This window comes from Streptosporangium becharense, from assembly GCF_014204985.1.
GTDB lineage: Bacteria > Actinomycetota > Actinomycetes > Streptosporangiales > Streptosporangiaceae > Streptosporangium > Streptosporangium becharense.
This window is the reverse complement of sequence record NZ_JACHMP010000001.1, coordinates 1-19938: the sequence shown is the minus strand read 5'-3', so window position 1 is coordinate 19938 and position 19938 is coordinate 1. Positions and strand designations below refer to the sequence as shown.

General features: G+C 71.1%; 18 protein-coding genes, 1 pseudogene and 1 riboswitch. Of the genes and pseudogenes, 13 read left to right on the top strand and 6 right to left on the bottom strand.

The window, feature by feature from the left end:
• Positions 1-103: 103 nt before the first annotated feature.
• On the top strand, positions 104-1999 hold the full coding sequence (locus F4562_RS00090; protein ID WP_221207917.1) for a DUF8034 domain-containing protein: 1896 nt from the start codon (positions 104-106) through the stop codon (positions 1997-1999).
• Positions 1996-2898 (top strand): aldo/keto reductase, encoded by a 903-nt coding sequence (locus tag F4562_RS00085; RefSeq protein ID WP_184548477.1) that lies wholly within the window; start codon positions 1996-1998, stop codon positions 2896-2898. The genes F4562_RS00090 and F4562_RS00085 overlap by 4 nt, the downstream gene beginning before the upstream one ends.
• Positions 2899-2944: 46 nt before the next feature.
• On the opposite strand, the gene F4562_RS00080 is transcribed toward F4562_RS00085, so the two are convergent.
• Complete coding sequence (locus F4562_RS00080) at positions 2945-3748, bottom strand: RraA family protein (RefSeq protein ID WP_221207918.1); 804 nt, start codon at positions 3746-3748, stop codon at positions 2945-2947.
• A gap of 97 nt (positions 3749-3845) precedes the next feature.
• On the opposite strand from F4562_RS00080, the gene F4562_RS00075 reads away from it, so the two are divergent.
• The 5 genes from F4562_RS00075 to F4562_RS00055 all read left to right on the top strand — a co-directional run bounded on the left by F4562_RS00075 (position 3846) and on the right by F4562_RS00055 (position 10638).
• Entirely contained in the window at positions 3846-5126 is a 1281-nt protein-coding gene (locus F4562_RS00075; protein ID WP_184548479.1) for an alpha-L-fucosidase, read from the top strand.
• A 438-nt stretch (positions 5127-5564) separates the two neighbouring features.
• Positions 5565-6812, top strand: coding sequence for an ABC transporter substrate-binding protein (locus F4562_RS00070; RefSeq protein ID WP_184548481.1), 1248 nt, complete (start codon positions 5565-5567; stop codon positions 6810-6812).
• Positions 6791-7759 (top strand): carbohydrate ABC transporter permease, encoded by a 969-nt coding sequence (locus F4562_RS00065; RefSeq protein ID WP_221207919.1) that lies wholly within the window; start codon positions 6791-6793, stop codon positions 7757-7759. The genes F4562_RS00070 and F4562_RS00065 overlap by 22 nt, the downstream gene beginning before the upstream one ends.
• Positions 7760-7768: 9 nt before the next feature.
• Positions 7769-8626, top strand: a complete 858-nt coding sequence (locus F4562_RS00060) for a carbohydrate ABC transporter permease (protein ID WP_184548483.1) — start codon at positions 7769-7771, stop codon at positions 8624-8626.
• A gap of 41 nt (positions 8627-8667) precedes the next feature.
• On the top strand, positions 8668-10638 hold the full coding sequence (locus tag F4562_RS00055; protein ID WP_221207920.1) for a right-handed parallel beta-helix repeat-containing protein: 1971 nt from the start codon (positions 8668-8670) through the stop codon (positions 10636-10638).
• Between the two features lie 119 nt (positions 10639-10757).
• On the opposite strand, the gene F4562_RS00050 is transcribed toward F4562_RS00055, so the two are convergent.
• Entirely contained in the window at positions 10758-11378 is a 621-nt protein-coding gene (locus F4562_RS00050; RefSeq protein WP_184548485.1) for a pentapeptide repeat-containing protein, read from the bottom strand.
• Between the two features lie 278 nt (positions 11379-11656).
• A riboswitch (cobalamin riboswitch) is annotated at positions 11657-11839 on the top strand.
• A 29-nt stretch (positions 11840-11868) separates the two neighbouring features.
• Between F4562_RS00050 and F4562_RS00045 the strand changes: the two genes are divergently transcribed.
• Genes F4562_RS00045 through F4562_RS00035 form a run of 3 tightly spaced genes read left to right on the top strand, consistent with a single transcriptional unit; the run spans position 11869 to position 14905 of the window.
• Positions 11869-12927 (top strand): ABC transporter substrate-binding protein, encoded by a 1059-nt coding sequence (locus F4562_RS00045; RefSeq protein WP_311734291.1) that lies wholly within the window; start codon positions 11869-11871, stop codon positions 12925-12927.
• Complete coding sequence (locus F4562_RS00040) at positions 12924-14030, top strand: FecCD family ABC transporter permease (RefSeq protein ID WP_311734292.1); 1107 nt, start codon at positions 12924-12926, stop codon at positions 14028-14030. Before F4562_RS00045 ends, F4562_RS00040 begins: the two co-directional genes overlap by 4 nt.
• On the top strand, positions 14027-14905 hold the full coding sequence (locus F4562_RS00035; protein WP_311734293.1) for an ABC transporter ATP-binding protein: 879 nt from the start codon (positions 14027-14029) through the stop codon (positions 14903-14905). Before F4562_RS00040 ends, F4562_RS00035 begins: the two co-directional genes overlap by 4 nt.
• Before the next feature lie 168 nt (positions 14906-15073).
• On the opposite strand, the gene F4562_RS00030 is transcribed toward F4562_RS00035, so the two are convergent.
• From F4562_RS00030 to F4562_RS00015, 4 genes are all read right to left on the bottom strand, one after another.
• Positions 15074-15868 carry a MerR family transcriptional regulator gene (locus F4562_RS00030; protein WP_184548487.1) on the bottom strand — a complete coding sequence of 265 codons (795 nt, stop codon included), beginning with the start codon at positions 15866-15868 and terminating at the stop codon, positions 15074-15076.
• Positions 15869-15885: 17 nt separating this feature from the next.
• Positions 15886-17106 (bottom strand): MFS transporter, encoded by a 1221-nt coding sequence (locus tag F4562_RS00025; RefSeq protein WP_184548489.1) that lies wholly within the window; start codon positions 17104-17106, stop codon positions 15886-15888.
• A gap of 339 nt (positions 17107-17445) precedes the next feature.
• Positions 17446-18213, bottom strand: coding sequence for a pirin family protein (locus F4562_RS00020; protein ID WP_184548491.1), 768 nt, complete (start codon positions 18211-18213; stop codon positions 17446-17448).
• Positions 18214-18304: 91 nt separating this feature from the next.
• Positions 18305-18463 (bottom strand): hypothetical protein, encoded by a 159-nt coding sequence (locus F4562_RS00015; RefSeq protein ID WP_184548493.1) that lies wholly within the window; start codon positions 18461-18463, stop codon positions 18305-18307.
• 98 nt (positions 18464-18561) lie between these two features.
• On the opposite strand from F4562_RS00015, the gene F4562_RS00010 reads away from it, so the two are divergent.
• From F4562_RS00010 to F4562_RS34390, 3 genes and pseudogenes are all read left to right on the top strand, one after another.
• Positions 18562-19026, top strand: a complete 465-nt coding sequence (locus tag F4562_RS00010) for a MarR family winged helix-turn-helix transcriptional regulator (RefSeq protein ID WP_184548495.1) — start codon at positions 18562-18564, stop codon at positions 19024-19026.
• A 210-nt stretch (positions 19027-19236) separates the two neighbouring features.
• Positions 19237-19503: pseudogene (locus tag F4562_RS36570) on the top strand (DUF4158 domain-containing protein); the annotation flags it as partial.
• Positions 19504-19555: 52 nt separating this feature from the next.
• Entirely contained in the window at positions 19556-19789 is a 234-nt protein-coding gene (locus tag F4562_RS34390) for a hypothetical protein (protein ID WP_246473310.1), read from the top strand.
• The last annotated feature ends 149 nt before the right edge of the window (positions 19790-19938 follow it).

Below are 19938 nucleotides of genomic sequence, written 5' to 3'. Positions count from 1 at the left end.
AGATTCTAGCCATCGGCTATCGATCAGCGATTATAGGCTAGGTGTTCCCCATGTTCATGGCAGCGAGATCCGGTGACGGCCCAGCCGAGGGAGCGGTCCGGCGGTGACGGCGCCCGACAGACCACGCGTACCGCACGTGCAGGCGACCCGCGCCTCGGCCCCGCCGCGGTGGGCCGTCCTGGAACGGGAGCTGTTCGCCGTGCTCGACCGGGCGTGGCGCGTCTTCTCCGATCGGTACACCGAGGGCGACGGCCGGCTGGTCTTCCGCGACACGCTGGGGCAGGGGCTCGACGGCCGTGACGGCGTGGACGACTTCTACGAGGCGTTCTTCAACTGGCCGACGCTCTACCTGCTCGGCGGCAGCACGGACGTCCTCACCGCGTCCCGGCGGCACTGGCGCGGGGTCACCGGCCAGCTCACCGAGATGGGCATGCTGGTGGACGGGTTCGAGCGTGGCTACGACTGGTTCCACCAGGGCGAGGGCATGCTGCTGTTCTACGGGCTCTGCCTCGCCGCCCCCGAGGATCGTGAGCTGCGCGAGCTCGCGACCCGCTTCGCCGACCTCTACCTGCCCGGCGGGCCCAACTACGACCCCGCGCACCGGATCATCCGCGCGCCGCACAACGGCGCGGGCGGGCCGCGCTGGGGTTTCAGCGACCACGACGTGTACTTCCCGTGGAGCCTCGCGCTGCGTCCGTACGGCCTGCCGCTCGACTGGATCGACGGCGTCACCTCCTTCGACGAGCTGGCCGCCGATCCGCAGCGGGCACGTGCCTACGGACGGATCATGTGGGACCGGATGGGGCGTGGCGACACGATCGTCAACCTGGCCGCCACCAGCCTCGTCACCAACGCCTACCTCCTCGGCGGCGAGCGCCGCCACGCCGACTGGGTCGTCGAGTACGTGGACGCCTGGCGCGAACGGCTGGACGGGCGCGACGTCGTGCCGGACAACGCCGGCACGCACGGCGTGGTGGGGGAGCACCTGGAGGGCCGCTGGTACGGCGGGCACTACGGCTGGTCATGGCCCCACGGGCTTGCGCCGGTCGGCACCGCCGCGATCGTCGGCGCGGTCAACGCGGTGCTGCTGACCGGCGACGAGGGCTACCTCGACCTGGCACGCAACCCGATGGACGCGGTGCTGGACCAGGCGGAGCAGCTGCGACCCGCCGACGTCACGACCATCACCAAACGCTGGAGGCCGCACCTGCGGGGCCTGGAGAACGAACCGACGCTCATGGCCCCCATGCGCCGCGACGACTCCGGCTGGTTCGACCACAACATCATGCCGACCCAGCTCCCCGTGGCGCTGTGGCAGTTCGGCAGGGCCGCGGCCGACCGGGAACGGATCGACCACCTCAGGAAGGCGTCGAGCTGGGACTGGACGGTCGTGCACACCCAGCGGACCAAGGAGGAGGCGGGACACGAGGAACCCTGGTACGAGTACCTCGCGGGCCGCAACCCCGGCTTCCCCGAACGGATGCTGCAGAGCGCCGCCGACGCCTGTGCCCAACGGCTCGAGGCGATCGAGAACGACCCGGTGGATCCCGCCGTCGGCCCCGACGCGTTCGGCATCCACGACTGGCAGAACCACAACCCGGTCGTCACGGAGGCACTCCTGCAGCTCACCACCGGATCCCCGCAGATCCTCTACAACGGCGCGCTCGCCCAGATGCACCTGCGCTACTTCGACGCCGGGCGGCGCCGCCCCGGGCTCCCCGCCGACGTGGCGGCGCTGGTCTCCGGCATCGACGCGGACCGCACGGTGGTCGAGCTGGTCAATCTCGGCACGGCTCCGCAGTCGGTCGTCGTCCAGGCCGGCACGTTCGCCGAGCACCTCGTCCACACGGTGAGCGCCGACGACCAGCCGCCCGAGCAGGCCGGCAGCCCGTACGTCAGCGTGCGGCTGCCCGGCTCGACGCAGGTGCGGCTCACGCTGACGATGACCCTGCGCGGCGCGACGCCGACCTACCGGGCACCGTGGGAGGTGACGGGATGATCACGTTGCCGCCGCTGGGACTCGGCACCGCCCCCATCGGAGGGCTGTTCCGGGAGGTGACCGAACAGGACGCGGCCGCGACGGTGGAGGCCGCCGTGCGGGAAGGCGTCACCTACTTCGACACCGCCCCGCGCTACGGCCACGGCCTGGCCGAGGAGCGGCTCGGCCGGACGGTGCGGGCCGCGGGCGTCGCCGACCCGGTGATCTCCACGAAGACCGGATGGCTGCTGCGGCCGGGGGAGAAGGTGGTCACGGACTGGACCGAGCGCGGGATCCGCGAGTCGCTGGAGTCGAGCCTGGAGCGCCTGCAACGCTCCTTTGTCGACATCCTCTACCTGCACGATCCCGATGACTACCCGGAGGAGGTGCGGCGCACCGCCTATCCGGCCGTCCGCAGGCTCCGTGACGAGGGTCTGGTGGGCGCCATCGGCTTCGGCATGAACCACAGCGGTCCGCTGGCCGCGTACGTGGCGGAGTTCGACGTGGACGTCGTGCTCATCGCGGGGCGTTTCTCCCTGCTCGACCACGACGCGCTGGGAACGCTGCTGCCGCTGTGCCGCAGAAGGGGCACCGCGGTGGTCGTGGGCGGCGTGTTCAACACCGGCCTGCTGGCCGACCCCCACCCGGGCGCCATGTTCGACTACCGCCCGGTGCCGGGGGAGGTGCTCGCCCGCGCCGAGCGCTGCCGGGCGATCTGCGCCGAGTTCGGGGTCCCGCTGTCCGCGGCGGCGATCCAGTTCCCGTTCCTGCATCCGGCCGTGCGCTCCGTCGTCGTGGGCTGCCGGTCGGCGGCCGAGGTGACGGGGAACGCGGAGTCACTGCGGCTGGAGATCCCCCCCGAGCTGTGGCACCGGCTCGCCGGAGCGGGTTTCGTCCCGCCGGAGCTGCTGGAGGCGTAGGAGGATCCCGCCGGGGCGAGGCGGCGCCCCGGCGGGGTCGCTCACGTCATCCGTTGCGGCCGGCCAGATACTCCTGCAGGCCGTCACCGGTCAGCGGGTAGTAGTCGGACAGCCGCCCGCCCTCGTCCAGGCGGCGGCGGGCGAACGCCTCGCGGTCCTGGTGCCGGAGGGCGTCCTCGGCCACCGCGACGGCGCTCTTCTGCGGCACGACGACCGCTCCATCCTCGTCGGCGACGATGATGTCGCCGGGCGTCACCAGGGTGCCGCCCACCCCGACCGGGACGTTGAAGGCGGAGGGGAACAGCTCCGTCTGCGACGCGTAGTGCGGCGTCACCCCGGTGCACCAGATCGGCACGCCGAGAGCGCGTACCCGTGCGGCGTCACGCACCCGCCCGTCGACGACGATGCCCGCTCCGCCGCGCAGCTTGAAGTAGCGGACGAGCATGTCGCCGAGGCAGCCGGTGAAGTGGCTCGCCTGGGCCGACACGACCAGCACGTCGCCCGGCCGGATGGACTCCAGCACCGCCCAGAGCGCGGTCTTGCGCTCGGCGTCCTCCTGCTCGGCGCCGGAGAAGACGTCCTCGCGCTGGGGCAGGAACTGCAGCGTCACGGCGCCGCCGGTGATGCGCACGTCGGGCTCCCGGTGCAGCGGCACGGGACCGTCGATGAAGGTCCGGGTGATGCCCATCTGGTGGAGCTTGGCGCAGGCGGTCGCCGCGCTCACGTCGGCGAGGGCCTCCACCATGCGGGTGGTCGGCCGGACGAAGGGCGTGGCCTGGGCCGGCCCCAGCATCACCTCGTAGGCCGCCTCCTGCGTGGTCGGCGCCCCCAGATGCCCGTGCGTTTTCATGCAGTGCCCCTCATCCAACAGCATCGATATTATCGCCTATCGATGATAGATGTAACTGCCGATCGGCAAGGGCTGTCAACCTTGAGAGGAGACTCGGGTGCCAGTGCGCTCCACCGGGTGGTTCGAAGCGGCGCGCTTCGGGATGTTCGTCCACTTCGGCCTGTACAGCCTCGCGGCCCGGCACGAATGGGTGCGCAGCCGTGAGGCGATGTCGGACGCCGACTACGACCGCTACCTGGAGCGGTTCGACCCTGACCTGTTCGACGCCGGGGAACTGGCCAGGACGGCACGGGCCGCCGGAGCGCGGTACGCGGTGCTGACGGCCAAGCACCACGACGGGTTCTGCCTCTTCGACTCGGCGCTGACCGGCTACACCTCCGCCCGGGTGGCCGGCCGGGACCTGGTCGCCGAGTTCGCCGAGGCCATGCGCGCGGAGGGCCTGCGCGTGGGCCTGTACTACTCGCTGCTCGACTGGCGCCACCCCGACTTCACCGTCGACCGGTACCACCCGCTGCGCGACAGCGTCCCGCCCGAAGCGAACGCCTCGCGGGACATGGCGCGCTACCGGGCGTACATGCAGGGGCAGGTGCGCGAGCTGCTCACCGGGTACGGCCCGATCGACCTGCTCTTCTTCGACTTCACCTATCCCTCGGCCGGTGCGGGGCTGCCGGGCAAGGGACCCGGCGACTGGGGTGCCGAGGAGCTGATGAGGTCGGTCCGCGACCTGCAACCGGAGATCATCGTCAACGACCGCCTGGGCATCCCCGGCGACTACGTGACGCCCGAGCAGTACCAGCCCGACCGGCCGGTCACCCGCGACGGCGTCGAGGTCATGTGGGAGGCGTGCCACACGCTCAACGGGTCGTGGGGGTACGACCGCGACAACCACGACTACAAGGATCCCGCCCTGCTGGTGCGGATGCTCGTCCAGTCCGTCGCGTGCGGCGGCAACCTGCTGCTCAACGTCGGGCCCACCGGGCGAGGCGCGCTGGACCCCCGGGCCAGGAAGACGATGGACGCCATCGGCGAGTGGATGTCCCTGCACGCCAGGGCCGTGCACGGAGCCGGGCCGAGCGGCTTCGAGCCGCCGCCGAACGCGCTCTACACCCGGCGTGGCGACCGTCTCTACCTGCACCTGCCGGTCTGGCCGCTCAAGCACGTGCACCTGCCGGGGCTGGCGGGGCGGGTGCGGTACGCGCAGCTGCTCCACGACGGCTCGGAGGTGCGCTTCCACCGGGTGGACGGCGGCGCGGACGAGCACAACAACCTCGCGCTGCCCGGCCAGCCTCCGGGGACGCTCACGCTGACCCTGCCCGTCGTCGCACCCGACGTGCTGCTTCCCGTCGTCGAGCTCGTGCTGCGCGACGACGCCTCCTGACGGTGCCTGACGTCACCGGTCCCGTGACGGTGCCTGACGTCACCGGTCCCGCCGCCCGATCGCCGGGCGGCGGCCGTGGCGCTGTACCGCCACAGCCGGAGGCTCCGCGCGCGTCGCTCGCGTCGGCGCGGGCGGCGGCCGATCCGTCGGGCCCGGCCCTTGCGGTCACTCACCAAATGACCCTTGAACAAGTTAGGTATGCCACATAACATCTCCTATCGATAGACGATGAACGTTAGGGCTGGTGGTCGATGGCGTTCCCGACAAGGCCATCCGTTGTCCCAGGCACCACAGGGCCGGACACCCGCTACGCGCTCGGCGTCGACGGTCTGTCGCACGACACCCCATCCGGCGGCCGCGGGCAGGCTACGCCTCGAAGCCCGGGATCCACCCCCACGACCGGTTCGGTCACAACTTGCAATGGAGCGTGTAGCGCATATGGGAAAGCTGATGCGCCGGGCGTGCGCCGCCACGGTCGCGGTCACCACGGTCGTGGTCTCGACCGCCGCCTGCGGCGGTGCCGAACCGGCGGAGGCCGGTAAGACGACCCTCCGGATCATCGTCAACATCAGCCCGAACCTGACCGAGCAGTACTGGAAGGGACTGTTCGCGAAGTACGAGCAGAGCCACCCCGGCGTCAAGGTCAACCTGGAGCTGACCGGAACGATCACGGCAACCGCGAAGCTCACTCAGGACCTCGCCGCGGGCGACCCGCCGGACATCGCCCAGCAGGTCACGCCGACCCCGGAGAACGCCGCCCTGTTCGCCGACCTCACCGACCAGGAATGGACCGGTCAGACCCCGCTGGTGGACCAGTACGCCATCAACGGCAAGCGCTACCTGGTCGGCGTCGGCCAGCAGATCCAGTCGCTCGTCTTCTACAACAAGGCGGCCTTCGCCAAGGCCGGCGTCGACGCGACGGGCATCAGGACGCTCGACCAGTTCCAGGACGCCATGGCCAAGCTGAAGGCCGCCGGCTACACGCCGCTGCAGACCGCGGGCCAGTGGGTGCCGGGCGCGCAGTTCTCCCAGATGGCGGACTCCGGTGTGCTGACCGCCGACCCCGAGTGGATCGTCAAGCGCAAGCAGAAGCAGGTCACGTTCGCCGGCAGCGACTACGTGAAGTACCTCGAGCGCCACAGGAACTGGATCGACCAGGGATACCTGGACAAGAGCGCGCTCGGCCTGACCTACTCGGACGGACAGACGGCCTTCCTCAACGGCAAGTCCGCGATGTACATCATGGGCTCCTTCTTCGTCCCCGCGGCGGACGCCGCGAAGAAGAGCGACGAGATCGGCGTGTTCAGCATGCCGACGGACGGCGCGTACCCGTCCGGTCAGTTCGGCAACATCGCCAGCCCGTACGTCGTCACCAGCGCCTCCAAGAACAAGGCGGCGGCGATCGAGTTCGTGAAGTGGCTGGTCACCGATCCCGTCGCGGTCGAGAGCCAGCTCGCCTCCGACGGCAACCTGCGCAAGGGCTTCCCCTACAAGACGTCCAGCCTCGGCACCGAGGTGCAGAAGATCCTCGACGCGGCGCCGTCCGTCATCGTCAAGGCGGGTGCGCGCCAGCCGATCGAGGGCTACCCGGCCGAGCTCAACACGCAGGTCCAGTCCCTGTACACCGGTGCCACGGCCAAGCAGGTCGCCGAGAGTCTGGACAAGTGGTGGAACTCGCAGAGCTGACGCAGCGGCGGGAGCCCCGGGAGCGGGAGCCGGGCACGCCGCGCCGGAGCCCGGCACCCGCCGGCCGGAGGCTCGCCAGGTATCGGGAGGGCGCCGTCACGTTCGGGCTCCTGGCTCCGTCCGTGCTGCTCTACACCGTGATGACCGTCGTGCCGGTGGGCGTGGCGGTCTACCTCAGCCTGACGGACTGGAACGGCTTCTCCGACGCCGTGTTCATCGGGTTCGAGAACTACCTGCACCTGTTCGACGATCCGAGCTCGTCGCGGGCCTGGTACGTCACCGCGGCCATCGCGGTCTCCGGCACCGTGCTCATGATCGGCGGCGGCCTGGTCTACGCGCTGCTGCTGAAGGAGCGCTCGCGGACGAACTCGTTCTTCCGCACCCTCGCCTACTACCCGCACGTGATCAGCGCGCTGATCCTCGGTTTCCTCTGGGCGGCGATCCTCGGCACGAACGGCGCCGTCAACAGCACGCTCCAGCGTTTCGGCATCGGGCCGATCGGTTTCCTCTTCGAGGAACAGCTCGCCCTGATCTCGCTGATCGGGGTGATCGTGTGGGCCGGCTTCGGATTCAACGTCGTGCTGTTCATCGCGGCACTCCAGACCGTCCCCGCCGAACTGCTGGAGGCCGCGGCGATCGACGGCGCGACCAGGCACCAGACCAACATGCGCGTGGTCATCCCGATGATCTCACCGGTGATCACCGTGGCGACCGTCCTCAACCTCATCGGGTTGATCAAGACCTACGACCTGGTCGTGAGCCTCACCGGCGGAGGACCCGCGGGGGCGACGCAGACCTACTCGTTCCTCATCCTCGCCCGGTCCTTCGAGGGGACGAAGGTCGGCTACGCCAACGCGCAGGCCGTGTTCCTCATGGTCGTGTGCGCGGCGCTCGCCCTGCTGGTGACCGCGGTGCGCAACCGCCAGGACCGGGCCGCGACAGGTTAGGAGCAGGTGATGGTCGTACACACGCAAACCGAACCCGGACGCCGGCGCGGCATCGTGCGCCCGGTCATGCTGACCCTGCTCTTCCTGGCCATGACCGTGCCGGTCTACCTGCTCGTGGTCAACAGCTTCAAAACGCAGGAGGACATCCTCAACAACCCCTTCTCACTGCCGGTGGGGGACCTCACGCTGGACTACCTCTGGGCCGCCGTCAACAGCCCCCAGTACAACGTCATCGGCGGCTACGGGTTCACGCTCTTCCTGGTCGTCGTGGTGGACGTCCTGTGCATCCTGCTGGCGGGACCGGCCGCCTACGTGATCGCGAGAAGCCTCAAGCGCCGCACCCAGCTGGTGCTGCTGTACTTCCTCGCGGGCACCTTCATCCCCGCCGCCGCCCTGGTGATCCCAGTGATCTACGTGCTCCGCTCGGTCGGCCTGGCCAACACCGTGACCGGCCTGGTGGCGCATGACGTGGCCTCGACGCTCCCGGTGAGCATCTTCCTGTTCGTCGGATTCATCCGCACCATCCCGGTCTCGATCGACCAGGCCGCGATGATCGACGGCGCGGGGAGGCTGCGGACCTTCTGGACGATCGTCTTCCCGCTGATGCGGCCCGCGGTGGTGACCGTGCTGATCCTCAACTCGATCGGCATCTGGAACGACTTCGTCAGCCCGCAGATCCTGCTCAGCCCGGGGTCCGGCAGGTACACGGTGACGACGGCGATCTACGCGGGGATCAGCCAGTACTCGACCGACCTGACGAAGGTGTTCCCCAACCTGCTGCTGGCGGTGGCACCGGTCGTCATCTTCTTCGTCTACATGCAGCGTCACATCATCAGCGGCCTCACGGTCGGTGCCGTCAAGGGCTGAACGGCCTCGTCAACCGATTCGTCAACCGAATGGGAGAGAACGTGTTACGGACTTTCCGGCCGATGGCGGCCGTGCTGCTCCTGACGACGGCGGGTGCGGCGACCTCCGTACCGGCGGCCGCCGAGGCGGGCGGGCACGCCGGCGGCAGGACGTACTACGTGGCCCCCTGGGGCGGGGAGTCCGCCTCCGGCCGGTCGCCCGCCGCGCCGTACCGCCGCATCCAGCAGTGCGCCGACGCCATGGCACCCGGCGACACGTGCCTGATCATGTCGGGCACCTACCGGGAGACCGTGGTACCGGCCCGTTCGGGCACCGCGAAGCGGCCCGTCACCTACCGCGCGTTCCCCGGCGCCCGGGTGACGCTGAGCGGTACGACGCGGATCAAGGGCTGGTCGAAGGTGACCGCCCGGGATGTGGCGCGCATCGCGGAGACCGACCCGTTCGCGGCGGACTCGCCGTTCAGCAGGGCGGTGGAGGCCGGCCACGTCCACAGCGCGCGCGCCGACCTCGGCTCCGACGTCACCACCGTCCAGACCTTCACCGACGGGAAGATGAACGTCGAGGCGCAGTTCCCGTACCCGGGCCTCGACCTGCTCGACCCGGTGCGGGAGTACGCCGGCCCCGGCAGCGCCGAGGCCACCATCGTCGACGACGCGCTGACCCGCCCGGCCGGGTACTGGAACGGCGCCCGGGTGCTGACGAGCTACTGGTACGTGACGGCGACGTCCACGATCAAGAACTCCGACGCGGGGTCCGTGACCCTCGACGCGGTGCCGCCCTGCGTCCGTAAGGTGGTGCCGAAGGAGACGCGGTACGCGCTCTCCGGCAAGATCGGCGAGCTCGCCCACCCCGGCACCTGGTTCTACGACCCGGCCGGCAAGCGGCTCTACCTCTACGGCGAGGACACCCCCAACCGGCACGTGATCGAGGCGAAGACCCGGTCGCTGGCCTTCGACCTGAGGAACGCGAGCCACACGACGGTCGCGGGCGTCGGCCTCTTCGCCTCGACCATCGAGACCGGCGTGGCCAGCACCGGCGTCACGATCGACGGCGTCACCGGCACGTACCTGTCCCACTACACCGACATCACCCGCGGAGGCACCGACTGCGGATCGACCGTGACCAGGGGCGTCGCCGACACCGGCATCGTCCTCAACGGCACGGACAACAAGGTCGTCAACAGCGACCTCTCGCTGAGCGCCGGCAACGGCATCGCCCTGCGCGGGCAGCGGAACACCGCGCACAACAACATGATCCACGACGTGGACTACATGGGCACCTACGCGGCGGGGGTCGCCGTGCAGGGCAACAGCCAGACGGTGACGAACAACACCATCTACCGGGTCGGCCGCAGCGGCGTCAACCTGCAGTGGGACACCGTCATCGGGGGCACGCCCGGCCCGGACCGGATCGCCTACAACGACATCTCGCTGTACGCCCGGCTGAGCCTGGACACGGCCGCGATCTACACCTGCTGCGCCGCCGACATGCTGCGGACCTCGATCGATCACAACGTCCTGCACGACGGCACCCCGCCGGCGGGCGTCACCTCGTTCGCGGTCTCCGGTGTCTACGCCGACAACGGGCAGAGCAACATCACCATCGCGAACAACGTGGGGTGGGGGAACTCCGAGGGCACCGTCATGCTCAACGGCCTGGGCAGCGGCTCGCGCGACAACCTCGTCTACAACAACACCGGCGGCATGACGATGTTCTACGTCAAGGAGCCGAACGCCTCGACCGGCACCAAGGTGTACAACAACATCGGCCCGATCCGGGGGCTGAAGGACGCCACGAACGGCGGCATGGTGCTGTCCAACAACCTGCCGGCCGACGTGGACCCGCTGTTCGCCGACCCGGCGCGGCACGACTACCGGCTGTCCGAGGCCTCGCCGGCGCGGAACGCGGCGATCCCGCTGCCCGGTGTGAACGACGGCTCGACGGACCCCGTCCCGAGCCTCGGCGCCTACCAGTACGGCGCGCCGAAGTGGGTGGCCGGCGCCACCAGGTGACGCCCGGCGGGGGGCGATCGCACCCGGGCTCCGGCTCGGGTGCGATCGCCCCCCCGCCGGCTGGGCCCCGGCCTGGACGCGATCGTGCCCCGGGCCGGGGCTGGGCGGGCGCCGGCGGCTCAGCCGGGACGCACCTCCAGGCCCAGAGCCTCGGCGATCACCACGGCCTGCTGGATGTCGACGATCGCGCCTTTCATCTCGACATTGAACGGGTCGAGGGAGGACAGCTCGCTGCCCCGCAGGTCGCAACGGGAGAGCTTGGCGCTGTGCAGCCAGGCGCCCGCCAGGTCGGCCCCGCGGAGCGTGGCGCCCTCGCAGCGCGCGCCGGTGAGGTCGGCCTCACGCAGCCGCACGTCGACGAAGGAGGCGCTGTGCAGGTCGGCCCCGGGCAGGCCGGCGAACGACCAGTCTCCGCCGCTGACCTTCAGCAGGTCGAAGGTGCAGCGGTCGAACACGCTGCCGACGAACTTGCACCTGGTGAAGGTGGCGTCGAAGAACGTGCACCGGACGAAGGTGCAGTTCAGGAACGCCGTGTCGGAGTGCGTGGAGGCATTGAAACGGACATCCTGGAAGGTGCACTCGGAGAAGACCGCACCCCGGCTCTCCGTCTCGGTCATGTCCACGCCGACGAAGGCGACCCGCTCGTGGCTCTGCCCCGACAGGTCGTCGCCGTACCAGTCTTCGGCCGCGACGGTCGAGTGCGTCTCCGGCGCGGGGCGGCCGTGCTTGCGGTCAGCCACGCGCGGACCCCACAACGCTCGCAAGGGGGCGGGGGAGCCCGGCCCGCCCGCCGCCGGGGCGGGGGTCACCGGTGAGGGCGACGGTCATGTGCTGGTGCCTTCCGTGTCGATGCCCGGCCTGCCGCCGGGAGACCGAAGCTCGGCCGACGCCACCGTAGCGTCACCCTCCGACAATCCGGCTCCGCGGCGATCGGTGACCTGGCCGGCCGTCGCCCGTGGGGCGAGGCCGTGCTCACCGTGCGGTGAGCACGGTCCGCGTCCACGGCGCCCCGCCGGTCGTGACGCACGGGGATGCTGCTTTAATCGTCACCGCGACGGAAACCAGGAAGCCGGTGTGAGTCCGGCACGGTCCCGCCACTGTGACCGGGGAGCGAACCCCACGTCGACCACTGCGCGAGCGGGAAGGTCGGGGTGAGCGCCGATCCGGGAGTCAGGAGACTGGGCCGTCGCGACGTCCGTTCGAGGCGCGTGGACACCTCAGGAGGCTCCTGTGTTCGGCATTCCCCCATCTCCCGGCGGTTCCGGCGGGCGGCGTCCCCGCCGTCCGGCCGTCGTCGGCGGCATCGTGTCGGCCGTCGCCGCCCTGCTCCTGACCGCCTGCGGCGGCGCAGGCGACCCGGGTGGCACCCGGGCGGGCGGCCCGGGAGGGGCCCGGCCGGGCGCCGCCGCGGCCGGTTTCCCGGTGACGGTGGACAACTGCGGGGTGCGCACCACCTACCGGAGGCCCCCGTCACGGGTGGTGACCATCCACCAGCACCCGGCCGAGCTGATGCTGGCCCTGGGCCTGGAGTCCTCGATGGCCGGCACGGCCTTCCCCGACTCCGAGGTGCTGGCGCAGTACCGGCAGGCGTACGAGCGCATCCCGGAGCTGTCGGCCAAGGAGCCCTCCTTCGAGACCGTGCTGGAGGCCGGGCCCGACCTGGTCTACGGCGGCTACGGCAGTGCGTTCGCGGAGAAGGAGGGCCGCTCCCGCAAGGCGTTCGCCGACGCGGGCATCGACACCCACCTCAACCTGGAGTACTGCGCGGCCGGCCGGCTGACCATGGACCACGTGCACGAGGAGATCCGCACCGTCGGGAAGATCTTCGGGGTCGCCGACCGGGCCGAACGACTCGTGCAGGACATGCAGCGGCGTGTCGACGCGGTCACCGGCAAGCTCGGCGGCGTCCGGCCGGTGCCGGTGTTCGTCTACGACAGCGGAGACAAGACGGCGTTCACCGCCGGGGGCACCGGCATCGGCCAGGAGATCATCCGCCTGGCCGGCGGCAGCAACGTCTTCGGCGACCTCGACAAGGTGTTCGGCGACGTCTCCTGGGAGCAGGTCGTCGACCGCAGGCCCGAGGTCATCGTCATCTACGACTACGGCGACCCGGGGAACGTGGCCGAGAAGAAGAGGTTCCTGCAGTCGCAGCCGGCCCTCGCCGACGTCCCCGCCGTGAAGAACCGCAGGTTCGCGGTGCTGCCGCTCACCGCGACCGTCGTCGGCGTGCGGCCCCCGCAGGCCGTGGAGGAACTGGCCGGGCAACTGCATCCCGAGCGGTTCCGGTGACCGGACCGGCGCTCCGGCGCCGCCTTCCCCGCCTCGCCGGGGGAGCCGCCCGGCGGTCCCGCCCGCCGTACGCGCTCGTCCTGGTCCTGCTGACGGCCGCCCTGCTGGTCTCGATGACGGTGGGGCTCGGCCTCGGTTCGGTGCGGGTGCCCGCCGGCGAGGTGTGGGGCGTCCTCGGCCACCGCGCCGGCCTGCCGTGGCCGTCCGAGGTCACCTGGACGCGGACACGCGAGACGATCGTCTTCGACGTGCGGGCCCCGCGCGTGCTGCTCGGCGCGGTCACCGGCGCCGGGCTGGCGGTCGTCGGCACGGCGATGCAGGCGCTGGTCCGCAACCCGCTGGCCGACCCCTACCTGCTCGGCATCTCCTCCGGTGCCTCCTTCGGCGCCGTTCTGACGATCGTCTCCGGCTTCGCGCTGTTCGGCACCCGGCCGTCCCTGTCGCTGGCGGCCTTCGCCGGTGCGCTGGCGGCGCTGTCACTGGTGTACGTGACGGCCCGGGTCGGCGGCCGGATCACCTCCGTCCACCTGGTGCTGGCCGGGGTCGCCGTCGCCTCGGTGTTCTCGGCGCTGACCAGTTTCCTGCTGCTGACGGCGGACCGGGAGAACGAGTCGCGAGAGGTGCTCTCCTGGACGCTCGGCGGGCTCGGCGGGGTGCACTGGGAGACGCTGTGGCTGCCGGCGGCCGTGCTGACGGCCGCCACCGTCGCGTTGTTCCTGCAGGGCCGGTCGCTCAACCTGCTGCTCGCCGGCGAGGAGGCCGCCGCCACCATGGGCCTGGACGTGCGCGGCTTCCGCGTCCGGATGTTCGTCCTGCTCTCGGTGGTGACCGGGGTGCTCGTCGCCGCCACCGGGCCCATCGGCTTCGTCGGGCTGATGACGCCGCACGCCGCGCGCCTCGTCGTCGGCGGCGACCACCGCCGGTTGATACCGGCCGCGGCGCTCGGCGGGGCGGCCTTCCTCGTCTGCGCCGACGTCGCCGCCCGCACGGTCACCGCCCCGCAGGAGATCCCGGTGGGCGTGCTGACCGCGCTGTGCGGCGGCCCGTTCTTCCTGTGGCTGATGCGCCGGCAGGCCCGCCGCCGTGAGGCGCACGCGGCGTGAACGACATCGACGACATGAACGGCAGGAGCGGCAAGGGCAGCAGGAACGACGCGGGCTCCACAGGCGCCCGGGACGACAGGACCGGCCCCGGCGATCCCGGCGGCGCCGATCTGCGGATCGAGGACGTCTCACTCAGCGCCGGAGCACGCAGGATCGTCCACGACCTGTCGTTGAACGCCGCCCCCGGTGAGGTGGTCGGGCTGGTCGGCCCCAACGGCAGCGGGAAGTCCACCCTGCTGCGCGCCGTGTACCGGGTGCTGCGGCCCGACACCGGGCAGGTGCTCGTCGGGGGACGCGACGCCTGGTCGCTGAGCGTCCGCGCGCTGGCCAGCGTGGTGGCCGCGGTCGTCCAGGAGCCGGGCGGCGACTTCGACCTCACCGTCCGGGAGGTCGTGGCCATGGGACGCACCCCGCACAAGCGGCTCCTCGACGGCGACACCGTCGAGGACCACCGTCTGGTGGCCGCCTCGCTGGAGGCGGTCGACGCGGCCGGTCTGGGTGACCGCCCCTACGCCCGGCTCTCCGGCGGTGAGAAGCAACGGGTGCTGATCGCCCGTGCCCTGGCCCAGCAGCCGGCGCTGCTCGTGCTCGACGAGCCGACCAACCATCTCGACGTGCGTCACCAGTTGGAGGTGCTCACGCTGCTGCGCCGCCTACCGGCCACGGCCCTGGTCGCCCTGCACGACCTCAACCTCGCCGCCTACTTCTGCGACCGGCTGTACGTGCTGGCCGACGGCGCGGTGGCCGCCTGCGGCACTCCCGCCGAGGTGCTCACCCCCTCGCTGATCGCCGGTGTGTACGGCGTCGCCAGCGAGGTGGCGGTCCATCCCCGCACCGGGGCGCCCCAGGTGACCTTCCTGCCCGAGGAGCGATGACCTGGCTTCGCCCGAGTCGGCGAACGTGGTGTCCTCAGCCCCGCAGGAGCTCCCGCGACCGCGTCGAGGGCGGCCACATCCCCGGCGGTGACGGCGGGACGCGCGTGTACGGCGTGGCCGCGGTCACCGGCGCGGTGTCGCTGCCGCGCCTCTCGCCCGCGGACCGCGTCACGACGGGGCCTGCGGGATCACCGTCTCCAGGTGAGCGCCGAGGTTCTCGTGGACGGCGTTGAGCACGGCGAGTTGCGCCGGTCCGAGGGTGCTCTCGTCGTACTCGCCGAGAAGCTCGCTGAAGTCCTTCCCGCCGTGGGCGGGGGCGTCCGTCCGGCCGAGGGCGGGAAGCGCGGTGAGCAGGAAACCGGTGTAGTCGCGTGCGAGCCGGTCGAGCTCGGCCGGTTCGTGTCCGCCGTCCGCGAGGGCGGCGAAGCGGCGTGACAGTTCTACGTAACGGGACAGATTCGGCGCGGTGGCGAGAGTCTCGTACATGGTCGTGAGCTGCTCGGTCGTCGCGGCGGGGTCGTCGGCCAGGGTGATCACGAGCAGGAGGTCCTCCCTGTCGCGGTTCAGGATCGGCGCGGGCAGCCCGGCCGCCCTGAGCGTGGCGAGGGCGGTGCCGAGCCTGGCGGGCAGTTCGGGGTCCCGGTCGTCGCGCAGCAACTGCTCCAGCGCGGACCGTTTGCGGGCGATGAGAGCCGCCTGCTCGTCGAGCTCGTCCCGCAGTTCGAAGAGCGCGTCATGCATGGCCGCCGCCTGCCCGTCGAGGAGATCCCCGATCCGGCTCAGTGGGAGACCCAGGTCGCGCATGCCGCGGATGCGCCGCAGGCGGATGAGCGCGGTCGCGTCGTAGAGGCGGTATCCGTTGGCCGCGCGGTCGGGCTCCGGAAGGAGTCCTTTGCGGTGATAGAGGCGGATCGCCTTGGGAGTGGTCCCGCAGTGCCGGGCGAGGTCACCGATCGTCAGCATGGTCAGCGGTCTTTCCTTCAGGGGCGGTCGCCCCGCTCGTCGAGCTCACGGAACGTGGCCGTGGCCGCGGCGAGCGCGGATGTGACCGCCCAGATCAGACCCAGGGTAAGCGAGGTGGTCGCGAGGGTGGAGAGATCGATCGCCATTCCCGTGGTGAAGACTGCGACGGGGCACGCGAGCGAGGTGAACATGTTCTGCACGCTGAACACGCGGCCGCGGACGTGCTCGGGAATCGCCTCCTGGGTGACCACGGCGAACACGGAGCTGAGCACACCCATCCCGGCGCCCGTGACGACCGCCCCGAGCAGGATGACCGGGTAGGAGGCGAGGGTGGCGAGGACCAGGACGCCGGCGGCGAGGAGGGCGAGGGAGCCCGTCGCCCAGGGCCGGCGACGGCTCTTCCCTCCGGCTGCCGCGTAGAGTCCCGAACCGGCGATCATGCCGGCGGCGATCGCGATGAGGATCGTGCCGAGCAGGCCGGGGGTGCCCGCGCGGCTGAAGTGGACGGGCATGATGATGCCCTGGAAACAGGCGAGGACGGCGGCGCACGCGGTGACGAACAGGATCACCGTCAGCAGCCGGCGGTCCCCGCCGAGGACGGTGAATCCCGCGCGGAGCTCGCCGAGGGCGTCCCGGAGCCCGCCGAGACGGCGTAGCCCGGCCGGTTTCGCGCCGACCGCGCGCGGGAGCAGGAGGCCGCAGACCGCCGAGACGAGGGAGACCGCCGCGATGCCCCACAGCACCGTCGCGGGCGACGCGACCGCCAGCGCGAGCCCGGCGACACCGGGACCAATGATGATCATCGCGGCGCCGGTGCCCTCGCGCACGCCGGTCACCCGTTCCAGCCCGGCACCGCTCAACCGGGCGACCTCGGGCACCATCGCCTCCCTGGCCGTCATCGCCGGGATGTCCGCCAGGGCACCGAGGACGCCCAGGACGCCGAACCAGCCGAGATCCAGGCCCCAGACCAGGTCGACGAGCGGAAGCGCGGCCACCGCGAGCGCCGACGACACGTCGCCGGTGATCGCGGCCGTCCGCCGGCTGACCCGGTCGACGACGAGGCCGCCCACGAGCCCTCCGACCACGAGGGGCAGCGCGGTCACGAGCGACACCGTGCCCGCAGCGCCCACGCTACCCAGGCGTTCCAGCGCCAGCAGCGGAAGCACGATGGCGATCAGCGAGTTGCCCAGCAGCGACAGGGCGTCCGCTGCCAGGAAGAGGAGGAGGATACGGTTCACCCGGCCAGCGTCTGACCTTGTCCCAGGGACAAGGTCAAATCCGGCCGGAGCCGGCGGTCCCGCGTGAATCCGGTGGCGGTGCCGCGTGAATGCCGCGTGAATCCGGTGGTGGCGGGCGACGGGCCGGTCGTGCGCTCAGCCGTGTCACCCGGCCGCCGGGCGGCCGTCGACGGCGAGATCGCTGAGCCGCACGACCGTGATCTCGTACTGCTCGACGCCGCGAGCCGGGCGGGCGGCCGACCGCCACCCGGGCGGGCACGGGCGGCCGCCGGTTCCCCTCGCCGGTCGGATCGCGCCACGCGTCGTCGAGGGGGTGAGCGCCGCCGGGCCGTGGCGGGTTCAGGCGGCGATGGTGGCGTGCATCTCCCACACGAGGATCTCGGCCGGCTCGGTGGCGGTGACCTTCTGGCCGCCGGTGGCGGTCAGGCGCACCGCGTCCCCGGTGGCCAGTTGCCCGGCGCCTTCGAGGGTGACCGCGCCGCGGGGGACGAACAGGTGCAGGAAGGGCGCCTCGGGCAACTGCACGCTCCGGCCGGGCTGCAGGCGGGCGGCGTGCAGCGCGGCGTAGCGGTTCTTGATGCGGATGGCGGCGGCGCCGTCGTGCTTGGCCATGCCGGAGGCGACGGGCACCAGGCCGCCGGCCAGCAACTCGCCGTCGATCTCCAGCTGCTCGTAGCCCGGGGCGATGCCGCTCTCGTCGGGCACGACCCACATCTGCACGAAGTGCACCGGCTCGTCGTGGGCGGTGCCGCCCTGGAGGCGCCAGGAGTCGTTCTTCTCCGAGTGGAGGATGCCGGTGCCGGCGCTCATCCGCTGGGCCAGGCCGGGGTAGATGACGCCGTTGTGACCTTCGGAGTCCTGGTGGACCAGGGAGCCCTGCAGCACCCAGGTGACGATCTCCATGTCGCGGTGCGGGTGGGTGTCGAAGCCGGCGCCGGGCCGCACGACGTCGTCGTTGTTGACCAGCAGCAGCCCGTGGTGGGTGTTGGCCGGGTCGTGGTGGCCGCCGAAGGAGAAGGAGTGCTTGGAGTCCAGCCAGGAGATGGCGGTGGTGAAGCGCTCGTCGGCGCGGCGGACGTCCACGGTCGGGGTCGGTGAGGTGCGCATGGGACGGGTCCTTCCAGGAAGAGGAGAAGGCGGGCCGGGTGCGGCCCTGCCGGTCGGCGTCGCCGGGCGTGCCCGCCGGCGGCGGGGCGGGTCAGGTGTTCCTGATCGCGGAGGCCTCGGAGTTCATCACGATCCTGTCGCCGACCGGGAGGCCGCCGGTCTCCGGTGCGGCGGTGAGCGCGGTCAGCGCGGTCAGCGCGGTCAGCGCGGTGAGGCCGAGGGCCGCGGGGGTCATGTCGGTTCCCTCCACAGGGAAGATGATGTGTCATTCACCGCCGTCAACCTATATGACGTGTCATTCATTCCACAAGTTCATGATGTGTCATGCACATTGGGTAGAGTGGGTCCATGGACACCCCTCGATGGCTCGACGACGACCAGCAACTCGCCTGGCGGGCCTACCTGCGGATGCAGGGGCGGCTGAGCGCCGAGCTGAACCGGCGGTTGCAGGCGGCCAGCGGCCTGTCCCTGGCCGACTACGACGTGCTGGTCCACCTCACCGACGTGCCCGGCGGCCGGTTGCGTCCCTACGAGTTGCAACGCGCACTCGACTGGGAGCAGAGCCGCCTGTCGCACCACCTGAGCAGGATGCAGCGCCGCGGCCTGGTCGAACGCCGGGAGTGCGCCGACGACGGCAGGGGCGCCTTCGTCGTGCTCACCGAGGCCGGGCGAGAGGCCATCACCGCCGCCGCCCCCGGCCACGTCGCCGCCGTCCGGCACCTGTTCTTCGACGTCCTCGGTCCCGATCAGGTCGACGCCCTGCGGCGGCTCGCCACCCAGGTCACGACCCGGCTCGACGCCGCCGGGGAGTGAGGCGCCGGTCGGCCGCGGGCTCGTATCGGGGTGCTGGGACCATCTCCCCAGGGAACAACGTTAAGGACTTTACCCAGCTCAGCACAGGTGCGCTGAGCATGGCTCAACGATCTAGATCTCAGGTTGGGGGTACTTGCCGGTAACCAGCGGTTGATCGTTCAGCTTCGCGGCTTGTGGCCGAGTATCTGTTTGATGAGCAGGTAAGCCGGTATGGCCGGTTCCCGGCGGCGCCGTCGCCAGCCGATCTGGAGCGGTTCTTCTATCTGGACGCCCCGGCGTTGGCCAAGGTGGCGGAGAAGCGCGGTCCTCACAACCCGGCTGGGGTTCGCGGTTCGATGGGGCACCGAGCGGATGCTCGGCACGTTCCTGCTTGATCCGCGGGATGTGCCGCAGGTGGCGGTGGACCACGTAAACGAGCAGATCGGTGTGGCGGACCCGTCGCGCATCAAGCTATATCCGGAGCGGGCCCAGACCAAGTGGGACCATCAGGGCGAGATCCGGGAGCTGCACCCCGGCCGGGACGCCGATCGTGAAAGCGGTCAAGGACCCGCCCACCTTGCCGGCGCGCTGCGAGCACGCCGGAGTCGAGCACATGCGCGAGCACGACGGACTGGTGAGCGGGTCGTGGCGGCGGCTGGTGTATCACAACCCGCCCCTGCCCGACGATTCGCTGGATCGCGCCGCCTGCACCTTCTGCCTGCTGGAGGCCCTGCATGGAGCGTTGCGGCAGCGTCCTTGTCCATCGGTGTGTGCTTGCTCATGACTGATGCGTACCCGGACCCTCGCAGGCGGCGACGGGGAGGGTCCGGGCCGATTATTCGGCAGGGCCGGGCGGCCCCGAGCAGTTCATGCCGACCGGCGATCTTGTGCGATCACCTCCAGGAAAGGCGGGCGTATGGCGTTAGGAGCTGT